The organism is Bradyrhizobium diazoefficiens, from assembly GCF_016616235.1.
GTDB classification, from domain to species: Bacteria; Pseudomonadota; Alphaproteobacteria; order Rhizobiales; family Xanthobacteraceae; genus Bradyrhizobium; species Bradyrhizobium diazoefficiens_H.
Genome location: NZ_CP067100.1, coordinates 3888523 through 3904594, shown reverse-complemented (window position 1 = coordinate 3904594; position 16072 = coordinate 3888523). Strand labels below are relative to the sequence as shown.

Annotated in this window: 14 protein-coding genes; 6 read left to right on the top strand and 8 right to left on the bottom strand. The window is 64.9% G+C overall.

Annotated features, from left to right (window positions below):
- Positions 1-24: 24 nt before the first annotated feature.
- The 6 genes from JJB99_RS18485 to JJB99_RS18460 all read left to right on the top strand — a co-directional run bounded on the left by JJB99_RS18485 (position 25) and on the right by JJB99_RS18460 (position 6208).
- The gene (locus tag JJB99_RS18485; RefSeq protein WP_200493781.1) at positions 25-1203 is read left to right on the top strand and encodes an ROK family transcriptional regulator; all 1179 of its coding nucleotides are present in this window, start codon (positions 25-27) and stop codon (positions 1201-1203) included.
- A gap of 61 nt (positions 1204-1264) precedes the next feature.
- A complete protein-coding gene (locus tag JJB99_RS18480) occupies positions 1265-2554 on the top strand; it encodes an ABC transporter substrate-binding protein (protein WP_200493780.1) in 1290 nt (429 codons plus the stop codon).
- On the top strand, positions 2551-3474 hold the full coding sequence (locus tag JJB99_RS18475; RefSeq protein ID WP_200493779.1) for a carbohydrate ABC transporter permease: 924 nt from the start codon (positions 2551-2553) through the stop codon (positions 3472-3474). The genes JJB99_RS18480 and JJB99_RS18475 overlap by 4 nt, the downstream gene beginning before the upstream one ends.
- On the top strand, positions 3467-4324 hold the full coding sequence (locus JJB99_RS18470) for a carbohydrate ABC transporter permease (RefSeq protein WP_200493778.1): 858 nt from the start codon (positions 3467-3469) through the stop codon (positions 4322-4324). The genes JJB99_RS18475 and JJB99_RS18470 overlap by 8 nt, the downstream gene beginning before the upstream one ends.
- 10 nt (positions 4325-4334) lie before the next feature.
- The gene (locus JJB99_RS18465) at positions 4335-5444 is read left to right on the top strand and encodes an ABC transporter ATP-binding protein (RefSeq protein ID WP_200493777.1); all 1110 of its coding nucleotides are present in this window, start codon (positions 4335-4337) and stop codon (positions 5442-5444) included.
- A complete protein-coding gene (locus JJB99_RS18460; RefSeq protein ID WP_200493776.1) occupies positions 5441-6208 on the top strand; it encodes an SDR family NAD(P)-dependent oxidoreductase in 768 nt (255 codons plus the stop codon). Before JJB99_RS18465 ends, JJB99_RS18460 begins: the two co-directional genes overlap by 4 nt.
- Here JJB99_RS18460 and lpxB read toward each other — a convergent pair.
- From lpxB to dxr, 8 genes are all read right to left on the bottom strand, one after another.
- Entirely contained in the window at positions 6205-7383 is a 1179-nt protein-coding gene (gene lpxB, locus JJB99_RS18455; RefSeq protein WP_200493775.1) for a lipid-A-disaccharide synthase, read from the bottom strand. The genes JJB99_RS18460 and lpxB overlap by 4 nt on opposite strands.
- Entirely contained in the window at positions 7380-8237 is an 858-nt protein-coding gene (locus JJB99_RS18450; protein ID WP_200500212.1) for an LpxI family protein, read from the bottom strand. Before JJB99_RS18450 ends, lpxB begins: the two co-directional genes overlap by 4 nt.
- Positions 8238-8256: 19 nt before the next feature.
- Positions 8257-9048: an acyl-ACP--UDP-N-acetylglucosamine O-acyltransferase gene (gene lpxA, locus JJB99_RS18445; RefSeq protein ID WP_200493774.1), complete on the bottom strand. Its 792-nt coding sequence runs from the start codon at positions 9046-9048 to the stop codon at positions 8257-8259.
- Positions 9049-9247: 199 nt separating this feature from the next.
- Complete coding sequence (fabZ, locus tag JJB99_RS18440) at positions 9248-9709, bottom strand: 3-hydroxyacyl-ACP dehydratase FabZ (RefSeq protein WP_035702330.1); 462 nt, start codon at positions 9707-9709, stop codon at positions 9248-9250.
- Positions 9706-10773 (bottom strand): UDP-3-O-(3-hydroxymyristoyl)glucosamine N-acyltransferase, encoded by a 1068-nt coding sequence (gene lpxD, locus JJB99_RS18435; RefSeq protein ID WP_200493773.1) that lies wholly within the window; start codon positions 10771-10773, stop codon positions 9706-9708. The genes fabZ and lpxD overlap by 4 nt, the downstream gene beginning before the upstream one ends.
- A 149-nt stretch (positions 10774-10922) precedes the next feature.
- Positions 10923-13463: an outer membrane protein assembly factor BamA gene (gene bamA, locus JJB99_RS18430; RefSeq protein ID WP_200493772.1), complete on the bottom strand. Its 2541-nt coding sequence runs from the start codon at positions 13461-13463 to the stop codon at positions 10923-10925.
- 185 nt (positions 13464-13648) lie between these two features.
- Positions 13649-14800: an RIP metalloprotease RseP gene (gene rseP, locus JJB99_RS18425; RefSeq protein ID WP_200493771.1), complete on the bottom strand. Its 1152-nt coding sequence runs from the start codon at positions 14798-14800 to the stop codon at positions 13649-13651.
- 44 nt (positions 14801-14844) lie between these two features.
- Positions 14845-16068: a 1-deoxy-D-xylulose-5-phosphate reductoisomerase gene (gene dxr / locus JJB99_RS18420; RefSeq protein ID WP_200493770.1), complete on the bottom strand. Its 1224-nt coding sequence runs from the start codon at positions 16066-16068 to the stop codon at positions 14845-14847.
- Between the last annotated feature and the right edge of the window lie 4 nt (positions 16069-16072).

Below are 16072 nucleotides of genomic sequence, written 5' to 3'. Positions count from 1 at the left end.
CACTAAGTAAGAATGACGACAGGGATGGAAATGCCGGAGCAGCCGAGAAGTCGGCGGCAGACGCGCGCTGCCATTTTGACTCATCTCCTTCAGTCCGGCGGCTCATTCCGGCCGCCGCTGGCCAAGGCCGTGCGCCTGTCGGAAGCGAGCCTGTCGCGCATCCTGTTCGACCTGAAGGCCGAAGGCCTGATCGAGGAAGTGCGGCGCCCTGCCCCTTACGTCGGCGGCCCGACGGGCCTCGTGTCGCTCGACAGCGCGGTCGCGCTTGGGGGGCTCGAGCTGACCGGCCAGTGGCTCAGCGTCGGCGTCGGCGGCATGACCGGCGCAATGCACTACACCGAGCGCGTGCCGCTGCCGGAAAAGCCGACCGTCGAGACCGTCGGCCGGGTGTTCCGCGAGGCGCTGACCCTGCTGCGCGACTGGACGCGCCGCCGCCGCATCACGCTTGCGCAGATCGGCATCACCATTCCCGGCCTCGGCCGGCTCAGCGAGTTCGGCAATCCTATCATTCCCTGCGACATCGGACGGATCAGCAACATGTGCGGCGAGATGTTTGCGGACGTTCCGGTCGAGTTCACCAATTCGGTAGTGGCGCATGCCATTTTTCACCGCTGCCGCATGGAAGACTATCCATTCAGCGGCGCGCATCTGTTCGTCTTCGTCGGCCAGGGCGTCGCGGGCGCCTGGATGGACGATCCGATCGAGCAGGATGCGCAGCAGCCGGTCGAGCTCGGTCACATGGTGTTCGGTGCGGACGGACCGCGGTGCCGCTGCGGCCATCACGGCTGCGTCGAAGCCTATACGTCGCTGCCGGCGTTGGCCGAGCTTCTGCGCACCACCGAAACTGAATTGCTCCAGCTCGGCAGTGAATGGGTGACCACGATCCCGCTCACAGCGCGGGTGCGCCAGGAATTACGGCAGCGGCTGTTCAGGCTCGGCCTCGCCATCGGCAACACATTGAACGTCAAGCCATGCCGCGGGGTTGTCATCAGCGGATGGCCATCGGCCCTCACTGAAGACGATCGAAAGGCGGTCATCGACGGGATCGACGCCTGTCTCTTGGGCGGCCGGAAGCTGGCGCAGGTGTCGCTCGCCTTCGTCCCGCCATCGAACGGCAACGATCCGCAAGCCGCCCTCGCCTTCGCCGCCTTCTGTCTCGCCAGCCGCGGCGGAATGCCCGCGGCATCGACGGAGGCCGCCTGACATGCCCTGACGCGCGCGGCCTCAAGCGCTCAACAAGACTTCACACCCGGAGGAACTTGCCATGCCGATCACGACAACAAGGCGCCGTCTGCTCGCAGGATCTGTGGCCGCACTCGCGCTGCCGGCCTTTGCCCGCGCGCAAGGCGCGGTCAAGCCGCGCCTGACCGCGATCTCGCAATGGTCCGCAGGCAGCGATGGCGCGGCCATCACGGCGCTCGGCAAGAAATTCGAGGAGAAGGGCGGCGTCTGGCAGCACTCGCCCGTCCCCGGCTTCACCACGGAGATGATGAACAAGCTGCGTGCCCAGATCATCGCCGGCGATCCGCCGGCCTGCTCGCAGCTCAAGGGCCCCGAGATCGCGGCTTGGTCGAAGATCGCCCCGACCGTCGATCTTGACGCACTCGTCGCTGCCGCCGGTTACGAAAAGGTCGTTGCGCCAGATCTTGCAAAATTGCACAAGCCGGCCGGCAAGTGGATCGCGCTGCCGCTGCAGATCTACAGCACCAATATGCTGTTTCTGTCCAAGCGCGCGATGGACAAGGCCAAGGCCGACAAAATCCCCGTCACCTGGGCCGATTTCAATGATCTCGCCGAGAAGATGAAATCAGGCGGCGGCGTCGCCTATCCTGTCGCCAACGGCGGCACCCGCCCCGATGACGGACAGAAGTTCGAGGCCGCCCTGGCGGGCATCAGTCCCGCCGTATACCGCGCGGCCATCATGAATCTGGACGAGAAGGCCCTGAAGGCTTCCGAGATCAAGGCTGCGTTCGCGCAGGTCCGCAAGATCGCCGACTGGATGGATCCCAATGTCGGCGCCCAGCACTTTTCGACCAATCTGAAGCGCTTCATCGATGGCGACATGGGCATGATGATCATGGGCGGCTGGGCACAGGGCGTGTTGCGCAACGCCGGTTTCAAGTTCGAGGACTTCACGATCGCCCCAGGCCCGAGCGACAACGGCAAGCCGGTCTTCCTGCTGAATGCGGATGCGTTCATCTTCTGGCAGCGCAAGGAGGCGGACCTGCAAGCCGGCCAGACGCTGATGGCCCAGCTCGTCATGGATCCGGCGATCCAGACGATGTATTCGCAAATCACGGGCTCGATCCCCGTGCGCACCGATGTCGATCTGTCTGGTGAAGGCTGGTCGGACGGTCAACGGCGGACCGCAGCAGCCTTGAAAGACGCGATCGCCAGCAATCAGGCCGTCCTCAGCCTTGCACACAACATGGCGCAGGAAAACGGCATGACCGCAGCGATGATCGACGTGATCACGGAGTTCGTGAAGAACAGGACGATCAAGCCCGACCAAGCGGCCACACGCCTCGCTGACGCCGTCGAGGGCGCACGTTGACCCTCGCCGTCTCGACAAGACCGGGCCCGCCGGCGGCTTCCGACATGGTCCGCCGGCTGCCCGAAGTTCTGGCGATCTGGGTGCCGCTGCTGTTGTCCGCCGCGCACCTCATCGCGTTTTCACTGTGGACGATCTGGATCTCGTTCACGCCCTCCACTCTGGTCCCTGTTACGGGCTGGGTGGGCTTGCGCAACTATACGGCGGTCGCGGCATCGCGGAACTGGCAGATCGCCCTCGACAATTTGCTGCTGTTTGGCAGCACCTTCGTGTTGCTCAGCCTGGCGACCGGCCTCATCCTTGCCATCCTGCTCGATCAGCGCATTCGCGGCGAGAACCTGCTGCGATCGATCTTCCTCTACCCGCTGGCGGTGTCCTTCGTGGTCACCGGCACGGTCTGGAGCTGGCTGCTCAATCCTGGCTTGGGAATCCAGAAGCTGGTCCACGATCTCGGCTGGACGTCCTTCCGGTTTGATTGGCTGATCGACCGCGACATGGCGATCTGGACCATTGTCATCGCTGCAATCTGGCAATCCTCGGGTTTCGCCATGGCGCTGTTCCTCGCCGGCCTCCGCTCCGTCGATGCCGACCTGATCAAGGCCGCACAGATCGACGGCGCCGGACCTATCAGGATGTACCGGCGCGTCATCCTGCCGACGCTTTGGCCGATCACCATCACGGTCATCGTCATCCAGTTGCAGTTCGCGATCTCGACCTTCGACCTCGTCCGCGCGCTCACCAATGGCGGGCCAGGAATTGCGACCCAGCTGCCGGCCCTCGTCGTCTATGACCTGATGTTCCAGCGCAGCCTGCTCGGACGCGGTGCGGCGGCGGCAGTCCTCATGTTGCTCATTCTTCTTGCGGTGCTGCTGCCCTATTGGGCGTGGCGTTATGTCCAGCGGCGGCGGGCGATCCATGCGTGAGCGAACCTTGGCCCCAAGCCGGATTCTGATCTATCTCGTCGTCTCGCTGATCGCTGTCGCGTGGCTCGCGCCGTTGGCGGTCGTCGTGCTGAACTCGCTGCGTAGCAACGAGGAGATCGCGCAGGGCTCGATGATCGGCTGGCCGCAGCACCTGGCGTGGAGCAACTATGCCGTCGCCTGGAGCGGTTTCTGCGTCGCCGAGACCTGCGCCGGCATTCGGCCATACATGCTGAACTCCGCGCTCGTGACCATCCCGGCGACGATCTTCTCCACCCTGCTCGGTGCGGTCGCAGGTTACGCGGTGTCGCTCTGGCGCTTTCGCGGCGACAGCTGGATTTACGGTATCGTCACGCTCGGCATCTTCCTGCCCCAGCAGATGCGTTTGCTGCCCTGGACCATCGTGCTGCGCGATACGGGGTTGATGAACACGCTGACCGGCCTGGTCCTGATCCACACGATCCAGGGGCTCTCCTTCACGACATTGTTCTGCCGGAACTACTACGTTGCGATCCCGCAGGAGTTGATCAGAGCCGCGCGCATCGACGGCGCCGGGTTCTTTCGCATCTTCTGGCGCATCATCCTGCCGCTCTCGCCGCCGATCCTGGTCGTCACCGTGATCTGGCAGTTTACGCATATCTGGAACGAATTCCTTTATGGCGTGACATTCACGACCGGTCAGCAGCAGCCGGTCACCGCCGCGCTGATCGCGCTCTCCGCCGCGGTCGCCGATATCCCGCAGCATGGCGTGCAGAGCGCCGCGGTGATGATCGCCGCCTTGCCGACCCTGCTGATCTATCTGATCGGCGGCAAGTACTTCGTACGCGGCCTCACCGCAGGCGCAGTGAAATGATGGATCTGTCATGACAGCACTGAGCATTCGCGCCCTGTCGAAGCGCTACGCCAATCTGGAGGTGCTGAAGGGCATCGACCTCGACATCGAGAGCGGCGAGTTCACCGTGCTGGTCGGGCCGTCGGGCTGCGGCAAGTCCACGCTGCTCAACATCGTCGCCGGGCTCGACCGCGCCAGCGCCGGCACTGTCGAAATCGGCGGACGCGTCGTCAACGACGTCCCGCCCAAGGACCGCGACATCGCCATGGTGTTCCAGTCCTACGCGCTCTATCCGTCGATGACGGTGCGCCAGAACATCACCTTCGGCATGGAATGCCGTCACGTGCCGAAGGCGGAGCAGGAGAAGGCGGTCGCAAACGTCGCAAAACTGCTCCAGATCGAGCCGCTGCTCGGCCGCAAGCCGGCGCAGCTGTCCGGCGGCCAGCGCCAGCGCGTGGCGATGGGCCGGGCGCTGGTGCGCGATCCCCTGCTGTTCCTGTTCGACGAGCCGCTCTCCAACCTCGATGCAAAACTGCGCGTCGAGATGCGGATGGAGATCAAGCGGCTGCACCAGCGCGTCGGCGCTACCATCATCTATGTCACCCACGACCAGATCGAGGCGATGACGATGGCGACGCGGATCGCCGTGATGCATCAGGGCAGCGTGCAGCAGTTCGCCGACCCTGATACCGTGTACCGCTATCCTGCCAATCTGTTCGTCGCCCGCTTCATGGGCTCGCCGCCGATGAACACGATGCCGGCGCGGCTTGAGGCAGATAACAGCAGGCTGGTGGCCGTGATCGGCTCTGGGCGGCCGGACGAAGTTCGTCTGCGCCTGCAGAGCTATGACGCGGCCGCTCCCTATGTCGGCCGCGCGGTGGTACTTGGCATCAGGCCGGAATGCATCGCCGAGGGCGGCCGCGTGTTTTCCGCCGAGGCCCCCATCCTCGTCAACGCACCGGTGGAGATGGTCGAGCCCACCGGGGCCGAGACCATCGTGCTGCTGCGGCTCGGCGGCGAGCCCGCGCAAGCGCGCATCTCGCCGGACGTCCGCCCCGCGCCGGGCGCCGTGGCGCCCTTCGCGCTCGACACCCGCCGCATTTGCCTGTTCGACCCCGAGACGGAGCGACTGATCGCATGACAAAGACGAGCTATGCCGGCCTTGCCGGCCGCGTGGTGCTGATCACCGGAGGCGCCAGTGGCATCGGCGCCGCCTTCGTGCGCGCCTTCGCAGGCCAGGGCGCTCGCGTCGCTTTCCTCGACATCGATGAAGCAGCCGGCGCGGCGCTGGTCCAGGATGTGGCCGCTGCGTCCGGCAGCGCCCCCCTGTTCGTGCCCTGCGACCTCCTCGACATCGACGCCTTGCGCGCCGCGATGAGCCAGGTCCATCGCTCGCTCGGCGATGCTGCAGTCCTTGTCAACAATGCCGCCAATGACCACCGCCAGGTGCTGGCTGAGGTGACGCCAGCCGAGTTCGACTGGATGATCGGCGTCAACCTCAAGCACGTCTTCTTCGCCGCGCAAGCCGTGGTGCCGCAGATGCAGGCCCGCGGCGGCGGCTCGATCATCAACATGTCGTCCATTGCATGGATGCGCGGCGCGCCGGCTTTGCCGGTCTATGCCGGGGCGAAGGCGGCGATCGTCGGCTTCACCAACTCGCTGGCGCGCCTGGTCGGTCCCGACCGCATCCGCGTCAACGCGATTGCGCCGGGCATGGTGATCACCGAGCGCCAGCGCCGGCTGTGGTATCCGGACGAGAAGCAGATCGCCGAGTTGCGCACGCGTCAGGCCGTTCCCGATGCGGTGACGCCCGAGGACATCGCCAGCATGGCGCTGTTTCTCGCCTCCGACGAGAGCCAGCGCATCACCAGCCAGTGTTTTCGGGTCGATGGCGGCCTGGGTTAGCGCTGCGCTTTCCGCATCGTCGCGAGCACGATGTCTGCGGCGAGCACGCTTGGCGATTTGTTGCCGGTCGACATGATGGTGTCGAGCCGCGCGAAGGCTTCGACCTGCTGCCGCCGCAGCGGCGAGTCCGTCAGCACGTCGGCGAGCGCCGGGGCGAGCTTCTCGGGCGTACATTCCTCCTGCAGGAACTCCGGAATGACGTCCTCGCCGATCACGAGATTGGCGAGGATCACCGAGGAGACGCGGATCGCGCGGCGCAGGATGAAGGCTTCGATGGCGCCGACGCGATAGGCCGTCACCATCGGAATGCCCGAGAGCGCGAGCTCCAGCGTCACCGTGCCGGATTTTGCCAGCGCAGCGTGCGCAATCCGGAAGGCGGCGCGCCTCTCGTTTTCGCCGATCACGATCTGAGGCTTGACCGGCCAGCTCGCAATGCCTTCGCGCACCGTGGCTTCGAGATGCGGCATGGTCGGCAGCATCGGCTCGAAGGCGCGCCCCTCCGCCTGAAGCCGTCCGAGAGTTGCGCCAAACACCTCGATATGATGCCGGATCTCGCTGCGGCGGCTGCCGGGCAGCACCAGCAGCACCGGAGGCTCGGCGGCGCGGCGGCGTTGCTCTTCGGCATTCGGCCGGAGCGAAGTCAATTGCTCGATCAGGGGATGGCCGACATAGCTGCATGCCGGTCCGCCGAGCTTGCGATACTCCTCCGGCTCGAACGGCAAGAGGCCGAGCACATGGTCGACATAGCCGAGCATGGTCCGCGCCCGCCCCGGCCGCCACGCCCAGAGCTGCGGTGAGACGTAGTCGACCACCGGGATCGACGGATTCTTGGCGCGCACGCGGCGAGCGACGCGATGGGTGAAATCGGGACTGTCGACGATGACGAGCGCATCGGGCGCTGACTCGATCACGGCGTCCACGGTCTGGCGGATCAGCCGCAGGATCTTTGGCAGTTGCTGCACCACCGCGGCAAAGCCGACGATCGAGAGCTCCTCGATCGGAAACAGCGACTCCAGCCCCTCCCGCGCCATCGTGCGGCCGCCGACGCCTTCGAACTGCACGCCGTCGCCGAGGCGCTGGCGCAGCACCTTCATCAGGGCGCTGCCGAGCCTGTCGCCGGATTCCTCCGTCGCGATCAGGAAGATCCTGCGCTTGGGATCGCGGCCCTGCATCACGGCGGCAGACCGATGATGAAGAGAAATTTCGCATCGGCAAGCGCGATCATTGCCTGCGGCTCGGCGGCGATGGTGTTGCCGGCGATGACGGCGATGCCGGCAAGCCCGGCTTTGGCGACACCGTCGATGGTGCGCGGGCCGATCGTCGGCAGGTCGAAGCGCAGGTCCTGGCCGCTCTTCGGCGCCTTCACCAACACGCCGCGGCCCGTGGCGGCGCGGATACGGCCCTCCTCGCGCAGCCGCGCCACGCGCGCCAGCAGCGCGTCAGTACCCTCGATGTCCTCGACCGCCACGACATGATCGTCGATCACGACCGCGGCCTGGCCGATATCGAACGGGCCGAGCGCGGTCAGCACCGCGCGGCCGCGCGCGATATCGGTCTTGCTGTTGTCGCTCGGCCAGGCGCGGCTGATGCAGCCCTCGGGCATCAACAGGTCGGGCGCGATATCCTTGATGCCGACCATGCGAAAGCCGTCCTGCTCGAGGATGCGGCCGACGCCGGACAACAGATGATCGTCGCCGCCACGGAAGGCGCGAATGACGTTGCCGAGCAGGCGCAGCGTCTTGACGTCGAACCGGATCTCGGAGAGCGAGGGCCGCACCAATGTGCCGATGAAGATCAGGTCGCGGCAGCCTTCCTCGCGGAACAGCCGCATGGCGCGGCCGAGCTGGCCAACCGAGATCCAGCGGTGGCGAAATTTCTCCACCCGCGCCGGATCGCAGGCGCCGCGCAGCGGAAACAACACCGGCGTGACGCCCCGCGCGGCGAGCGAGTCGGCCACCGCGAACGGCATCGCGCCGCCGCCGGCAACGATGCCGACCGGCGATGAAAGCTCCGAAGCCGCCGATGTCATGCCCGCGGCCATGCCAGGATCACCTTGCGACGGCAGGAAGACAGAGCGGGCGTTTGCCCTTGCCGATGAAGTCGAGGATTTCGGCAATCGCCGGATCTTCACCCGCAAGCGGCCGCGACGCCTCCAGCCGTGTGGCGAACGTGCCGGGGCCGTGGAAGAGTTTTTGGTAGAACGCGCGCACGGCGGCAAGCCGCTGCCTGGTGAATTTGCGCCGCTTCATGCCGATCAGGTTGAGGCTCTCCAGCACCGCATACTGACCGTTGGCCAATCCGTACGGGATGATGTCGTCGCGCACGCCCGAGAGGCCGCCGACCATCACGTAGGACCCAATGCGGGTGAACTGATGCACCGCCGAGAGGCCGCCGATATAGACGGCGTCGCCGATCTCGCAGTGCCCGCCGAGCGTCGCCGAGGTCGCGAAGATCGCGTTGTTGCCGACCATGCAATCGTGGCCGACATGGCTGTTGTTCATGAAGTAACCGTCGTTGCCGACGCGCGTCTTGCCGCCGCCCTTGATGGTGCCGACGTTCATGGTCGCGCCTTCGCGGATGGTGTTGCCGGAACCGATCTCGAGTGTGGTCGGCTCGCCCTTGTAGCTGAGGTCCTGCGGCGCGCCGCCCAGCACCGCGAACGGCGAGATCAGGCAATTATCGCCAACCGAGGTGTGGCCGATGATTGTGACCTGCCCGATCAGCCTACAATTCGCGCCGATCACGACATGCGGGCCGATGATGCAATAGGGCCCGATCTCGGTGCCCGCGCCGATCACGGCGCCGTCCGCCACGCGTGCGGTGGGATCAATCTTGCTCATCAGGCGATGTTACTCATCAAGAAGGTCTGCTTATGTGTTGAAGTCGCTCGCTTTTCCGGTGGTTAGCGCGACCAGGCCCGATCTGTCCAGTGGACCTATCATATCGTCATATCGGCACGCTTCATCGGCCGGTCGAAGCAGCCGACCCGGCGCGTGAACGAGTTCATCCTCCGCATGAAGAAGCGCGCTGGAAGCGCCCTCAATCCGTCAGCATCGCGCCGACATCGGCTTCCGCAACGACCTGGCCGTTGACCTTGGCGTCGCCGTGAAACCACCACATCGCCTTGCGGCGGCCGAGCGAGCGCATGTGGTATTCGATGGTATCGCCGGGCAGCACGGGCTTACGGAACTTGCACTTGTCGATGGTGAGGAAATAGACCGCGCGCGGCTTCTCGGTGCCCTCCACCGACTTGATGCCGATCACGCCCGCCGTTTGTGCCATCGCCTCGATCATCATGACGCCGGGATAGACGGGGCGCTCGGGGAAGTGCCCCTGGAAGGCCGGCTCGTTGAACGTGACGTTCTTGATGCCGATGCCGCTGTAGTCGGCGCGGATGTTGATGACGCGGTCGATCAGCAGCATCGGAAAGCGATGCGGAAGCGTCTGGAGGATCGCGTTGATGTCCACCAGTTCGAATTTAACAGGCGATTCCTCGGTCATTCCCGTCCCTCGTCCTTCGGATCGGCCCTGCTATCGCGTACCAGGCGCTCCACCGCGATGATCTCCTTGAACCATTGTTTGGTCGGCTTGGCGAAGTACCCGCCCCAGCGCCCGCCCGGCGGGATGTCGTCCTTGACGGCGCTCATGGCGGTGACCTGGGCTCCATCCCCGATCTTGAGGTGGTTGTTGATGCCAACCTTCGCTCCCAGCGCCACGTTGTCGCCGATGGTCAGACTGCCGGCGAGCCCGATCTGGGCCGCCAGCAGGCAGTACCGGCCGATCGTCACATTGTGGCCGATCTGGACCTGATTGTCGATTTTGGTGCCCTCGCCGATGACGGTATCCCGCAAGCTGCCGCGGTCGATCGTGGTATTGGCGCCGACCTCGACGTCGTTCTGGATCAGCACCCGCCCGGTCTGCGGCACTTTCAGATGCCCTTCCTGGCCGAAGAAGATGAAGCCATAGCCGTCCTGGCCGATCGAGCAGCCCGGATGGATCAGCACGTTGTTGCCGATCAGGGCGCACTGGATCGCGGTGCGGGCGCCGACATTGCAGTCCCGGCCGATCTTGACGCCTGGGCCGATCACCGCCCCGACGCCAACCACGGTGCCGCTGCCGATCTCAACGTCCGGCCCGATCACAGCCAGGGGATCGACGATCACGCCGTCCTCTAGCCGGGCGCTGGGATCGATGATGGCCGAGGGCGCGACGCCGTCATTGCCGGTCCAGGATTGCGGCCGGAGCGCATCGCCATGCCACTCCCGGGCGATCCTGACGAAGGCGCGGAATGGCTGCGCCACCCGCAGCACGGCCACATGTGCGGGCACCGTCGCCTCGAAGCGCGGGCTGACGAGGCAGGCGCCGGCCTTGGTCGCCTTGAGCTCGTCGGCGTATTTGAGGTTGTCGAAGAACGCCAGATGCATCGGGCCGGCCTCGCTCAGCGAGGCTAGTCCCGTGATGATCTGGCCGCCCCTGATGGGGTCGACCAGCTCCGCCTTGGTCAGCGTGGCAATCTCGGCCAGCGCTGTGGCAGGCGGCTTTGTAAAGAAGGTCGGCTGCGCCATTCCACCCCGTCGCGGTCCGGCTTCGGCATGAAGCGATCAGGCCGCATCATGCCTTATCTCATGGATTGAGCACGATCTTTTTGCCGGCCGGCCCCGGGGAATTCCCAAAAGGAAATCCCGGGTGGCCGGATCATGCCCTGCTGATCGAATTAGAACGTGGTGCCGCCGCCGAACCGGAATTCCTGCGTGCGGTCGTACTTGCCCTTGGTGAGCGGCACGGCGTAGTCGAAGCGCAGCGGTCCGAACGGTGACTGCCAGATCAGGCCGACACCGACCGACGAGCGGACCACCTTGCTGTCGTCATAGATCAGACCGGTACAGGTTCCGGGCGTCGGCGGATTGGTCGTCGACGGCGTACAGCCCGAATTGGCCGGCGTGGTCATTTCGTTCGTCACCGACCACGTCGTCGGTCCCTTGTAGTCGTAGAGACCGCCGGCATCGGCATAGACCGCGCCCTTCAGACCCACTTCCTTCGGCAGGAACCAGAACGGCATCTGCAATTCGAGCGAAGCGCCCCAATACTTGGTGCCGCCGAGCGCGTCCTGCGTATCGTACGGATTGATGTCGCGCGGACCGATGCCGTTCGGGGCAAAGCCGCGCACGAGGTTCGGACCCATCTGGAAGTGATCGAGCATGCGCAGATCCTGGCTGCCGATCTTGTTCAGCATGCCGCTCTGCACGTGGACGAGGCCGACGATATCGGACACCAGCGGAGCGTAGTACTTCGCGTCGATCACCGACTTCAGGTAGGAGACGTCGCCGCCGACGCCGGCGAAGTCCTGACGGAAGTCGATGAGCAGACCATCGGTGGGGTTCTTGTTGTTGTCCAGCGTGTTGTAGGTCAACGTGTAGCCGAGCGCCGAGGTCAGGGTCTTGCCATTGGCGAGCTCCTTGCGCACCGGCAGCGAGGCTTCGCCATCGCTGTAGCAGCCGAGGCCGTTGGACGAGCTCAGGTCGATCGGCGGCGTCTGCGACGCAGCGAAGGCCGGGCTCGGGTTGAAGGCCGACGAACCGAGGACGTTGTTACAGTTCGTCAGATAGTACGGCAGCGTGATTTGCTGCTGGTAGATCGAGTAGCGCAGCTGGAGCGCCAGATCTTCACGCAGCGAGAAGCCGAGACGCGGCGAGAAGCCGAGCGTCTTGGTGCCGTAGGAGATGTAGCTGTTGGACAGCTGCTGGCGCTGATAGAGATCGAGGCCGAGCGCGACGCGGTAGTCGAGCAGATACGGCTCGACGAATGACAGCGAATAGCCGCGGGCATACTGGCCGTAGGTCACCGACGCCTTGGCGAACAGGCCGCGGCCGAGCAGGTTGCGCTCGGAGATCGAGACTTCGGCGAGCGCGCCGTCGGTGGTGGAGTAACCGCCGGAGATCGAGAAGTCGCCGGTCGATTTCTCTTCCATGTCGACGATCAGGATGACGCGGTCGCTCGAGGAGCCCGGCTCCGTCGTGATCTTCACGCTCTTGAAGTAGTCGAGGTTCTTCAGACGCCGCTCAGCGCGATCGACCAGGGCGCGATTGTAGGCATCTCCTTCCGAGATGTCGAACTCGCGGCGGATGACGTAGTCGCGCGTGCGGGTGTTGCCGCGCAGATTGATGCGCTCGATATAGGTGCGCGGGCCCTCGTCGATGTTGAACACGACGGAGACGGTGTGCGCCTCGAAATTGCGGTCGCCGCCGGGCCGGACCACGGCGAAGGCATAGCCGCGACGCGAGGCCTCGATCTGCATCTCCTCGACCGACTTCTCGACCGATTCGACGTTGTAGAGCGAGCCGACATTGACGCGCGAATAGGCGCGCATCGAGGTGGGATCGAAGTTCGGAATGCTGGAGCGGAAATCGACGGTGGCGACGCGGTACTGCGCGCCTTCCTCGATCTTGAAGGTGACGTTGAAGCCCTTCTTCTCCGGATCGTATTCGGTGAGCGCGGCCACGACCTGCACGTCGGCAAAGCCGTTCTTGAGATAGAAGCGGCGGATCAGGTCGCGGTCGGCCTCGACGCGATCGGGATCGTAGATGTCGCCGCTGGCGAGGAAGCTCAGCAGATTCGATTCGTGGGTCTTGATCACGTCCTTGAGGCGATAGGACGAGAACGCGTTGTTGCCGATGAACTCGATCGACTTGACGCCGGTCTTGGCGCCCTCCTCGATCGTGAAAATGAGGTCGACGCGGTTGTTCGGCTGCTCGATGATCTCAGGCGTGACGCGCACGTCGTAGCGGCCGGAGCGGCGGTAGATCTCGGCGATTCGCAGCGTGTCGGACTGCACCATGGCGCGGGAGAAGGTGCCGCGCGCCTTGGACTGGACCTCGGCGGTGAGCTGCTCGTCCTTGATCTTCTTGTTGCCCTCGAAGGCGATGCGGCCGATCACCGGGTTTTCCACCACGGAGACGACGATCTGGCCGCCGGGGCCGCGATTGATCCTGACGTCCTGGAACAGGCCGGTCTCGATCAGCGCCTTGAGGCCGTCGTCGATGGCGGCCTGGTCCAGACGGCCGCCCGGGCCCGGCTTGAAGTAGGAACGGATGGTCTCCACCTCGACACGGCGATTTCCCTCGACGGAAATCGACTGGACGGTCTGAGCGAGCGCAGACGAAGACACAAAAACAGCCCCAACCGGGCCAACCACCGGCGCGCCGAACAAGATCAGGGTTGCGAGCAAGCCCCCCCGGAGTCGCAGTCCAAACTTCATTGCGCAACGCGCCCTTATCAGTACCAGACCCACCCCAACGCCGGTCTGGGAGATTCCCCAAGTTCGAAGCCGCTTGTAGCCAATTTCCTCGATGCCGCAAACGGCAGCAGACACCGTAATTTCAATTTCATTCCAAGACGTTGCTGATCAGCAACGCCACGAACCGCGCCACAAAAAAGCCCCTATCAGGACGCCGCCATGCGCAGGATGTCGTTGTAGGTCGCAAACACCATCAGCATCAGCACCAAACCGAGACCGATTCGGAACCCCATCTCCTGAGTCCGCTCGGACAAGGGCCGGCCGCGCACCACTTCCGCCGCATAGAACATAAGGTGACCGCCATCGAGCAGCGGGATCGGGAACAGGTTCAACAGACCGATCGACACCGACAGCACCGCGCACAAATTGATCACGAATTGGAACCCGGCGCTGGCCGCCTGCCCGGACATCTTCGCGATTCCAAGGACGCCGCTGACCTCGTTCGGATTACCCTGTCCGACGAACAGCGAGCCCAGGAACTTGAACGTGCTGGTGATGATGAACCAGACCTGCTCGACGCCGATCTTGAGGGCTTCGCCGATGCCAACCGGGGAGGTCGAGGCCTCGCCGGCTTGCGACTTGTGCTCGACCCCGAGCACGCCGACCTTATGGCTGTTGCCGAACGGATCCTTGCGCTCGAGCAGCGCAGGCGCCGCGGTCAGCGAGACGATGGCGCCGTCCCGCTTCACTTGGAACGTAAGCACCGAGCCGGCATTCATCGCCACGATGCGCTGCATGTCGGCAAAGCTTTCGATCGGCTTGCCGTCGATCTGGACCACGACGTCGCCGATCTTGAAGCCAGCCGCGGCCGCAGCGCCATCGGCGACGACGCCGTCGACGCGCGCGATCGTGCTCGGCTTGCCGTAGTACAGCGCCATGCCGGCGAAGATCAGCGCGCCCAGGATGAAATTGGCGACCGGGCCCGCCGCGACGATTGCAGCGCGCGGGCCGACCTTCTTGTGATGGAAGCTGCCGGCGCGCTCCTCGTCCGACATGGCCGCGAGCGTTTCGGCCGATGGGGTCGAAGCCTCGCTCTCGTCGCCGAAGAACTTCACGTAGCCGCCGAGCGGGATCGCGGAGATCTTCCAGCGGGTGCCATGGCGGTCGTTGAAACCGACCAGCTCAGGTCCGAACCCGAGCGAAAAGGTTAACACGCGAACGCCTGCCCAGCGCGCGACCAGGAAATGGCCGAGCTCATGGAAGAACACAACGATGGTCAGGACGAACAGGAAGGGAACCACGTAGCCAAGCAGCCCATGGCTCAAGCCATTGAAACTATGGACGAAAAAGTCGATCATCGATTCCCCTTTTCCAGCGCCGCAAGGCCCTGGCCCGAAGCCATCTAGGATGCCTTTAAGGCAATTTGAGGCAATAGGGCGGCAGCTCTATTTCGAGCAACATGGTCAACAGAGATTGCATCATCGGCGGAGGTCAGGGGCACCTGGTTCCCGCCGCGGATCCAGTCCTCCAGCGTCGCCTCCACCAGTCGCGCGATCGCGCCGAACCGGATCTTGCCGGCGATGAAGGCGGCGACCGCGACCTCGTTGGCGGCGTTGTAGACGGTGGTCGCGCCCTTCCCGGTCCGGAGCGAATCGAAAGCCAGCCGCAGTCCGGGGAAGCGCTCGAAGTCCGGCGCCTCGAAGGTCAGCTGGCCGATCTTGGCCAGATCCAGCCTCGCAGCCGGACCCTTGATGCGGTCCGGCCAGCCGAGGCAGTGTGCGATCGGCGTGCGCATGTCGGGCGCGCCGAGCTGGGCCATCACCGAGCGATCGGAGAACTCGACCATGCCGTGGATGATGGACTGCGGATGCACCAGAACATCGATCTCGTCGGGCGAGAGCGCGAACAGATAGGACGCCTCGATCACCTCGAGGCCCTTGTTCATCATCGAGGCCGAGTCGATCGTGATCTTCTGGCCCATGCTCCAGTTCGGATGCTTCAGCGCCTGCTCGAGCGTCGCCTGCTCGATGTCGGCGGGCTTCCAGGTACGGAATGGGCCGCCCGACGCCGTGATGATGACGCGGACGAGCTCGTCACGATTGCCCGACGCCAGCGCCTGAAACAGCGCGTTGTGCTCGGAATCGGCCGGCAGGATGCAGGCGCCCGCTTTCGCCGCGCGCTGCATGAAGAAATCGCCGGCGCAGACGAGGCATTCCTTGTTGGCGAGCGCGACATGGGCGCCGCGATCGACCGCAGCCAGAGCCGGCTTCAGTCCGGCGGCGCCGCTGACGGCCGCCATGACCCAATCGGCCGGACGCGCGCCGGCCTCGATCACCGCGCTTTCGCCGGCGCCGCATTCGGTGGTCGTGCCGGCGAGTGCGGCCTTGAGCTCGGCGAGCTTGGAAGTGTCGGCGATCGCGACAAAGCGCGCGGAGAATTCCTTCGCGAGCTTGGCCAGCGCCGCGACATTGCCGTTCGCGGTCAGGGCCTCGACGCGGTAGCGCTCGGGCGAGGCGCGCAGCAAATCCATCGTGCTGTCGCCGATCGAGCCGGTGGCGCCGAGGACCGTGACGCTGCGGATGTCGGACGCAGCAAGCCTGTTGTTACGCAATGGGACTGCGCTCATATCC

Bases quoted from the DNA above. Each gene is read 5' to 3' on its own strand.
- JJB99_RS18480 (WP_200493780.1), top strand. From the start codon at position 1,265: ATGCCGATCACGACAACAAGGCGCCGTCTGCTCGCAGGATCTGTGGCC.
- JJB99_RS18465 (WP_200493777.1), top strand. From the start codon at position 4,335: ATGACAGCACTGAGCATTCGCGCCCTGTCGAAGCGCTACGCCAATCTG.
- fabZ (WP_035702330.1), bottom strand. From the start codon at position 9,709: ATGACCGAGGAATCGCCTGTTAAATTCGAACTGGTGGACATCAACGCG.
- bamA (WP_200493772.1), bottom strand. From the start codon at position 13,463: ATGAAGTTTGGACTGCGACTCCGGGGGGGCTTGCTCGCAACCCTGATC.
- lpxA (WP_200493774.1), bottom strand. From the start codon at position 9,048: ATGAGCAAGATTGATCCCACCGCACGCGTGGCGGACGGCGCCGTGATC.
- dxr (WP_200493770.1), bottom strand. From the start codon at position 16,068: ATGAGCGCAGTCCCATTGCGTAACAACAGGCTTGCTGCGTCCGACATC.
- JJB99_RS18460 (WP_200493776.1), top strand. From the start codon at position 5,441: ATGACAAAGACGAGCTATGCCGGCCTTGCCGGCCGCGTGGTGCTGATC.
- JJB99_RS18470 (WP_200493778.1), top strand. From the start codon at position 3,467: ATGCGTGAGCGAACCTTGGCCCCAAGCCGGATTCTGATCTATCTCGTC.
- rseP (WP_200493771.1), bottom strand. From the start codon at position 14,800: ATGATCGACTTTTTCGTCCATAGTTTCAATGGCTTGAGCCATGGGCTG.
- lpxD (WP_200493773.1), bottom strand. From the start codon at position 10,773: ATGGCGCAGCCGACCTTCTTTACAAAGCCGCCTGCCACAGCGCTGGCC.
- JJB99_RS18450 (WP_200500212.1), bottom strand. From the start codon at position 8,237: ATGACATCGGCGGCTTCGGAGCTTTCATCGCCGGTCGGCATCGTTGCC.
- JJB99_RS18485 (WP_200493781.1), top strand. From the start codon at position 25: ATGGAAATGCCGGAGCAGCCGAGAAGTCGGCGGCAGACGCGCGCTGCC.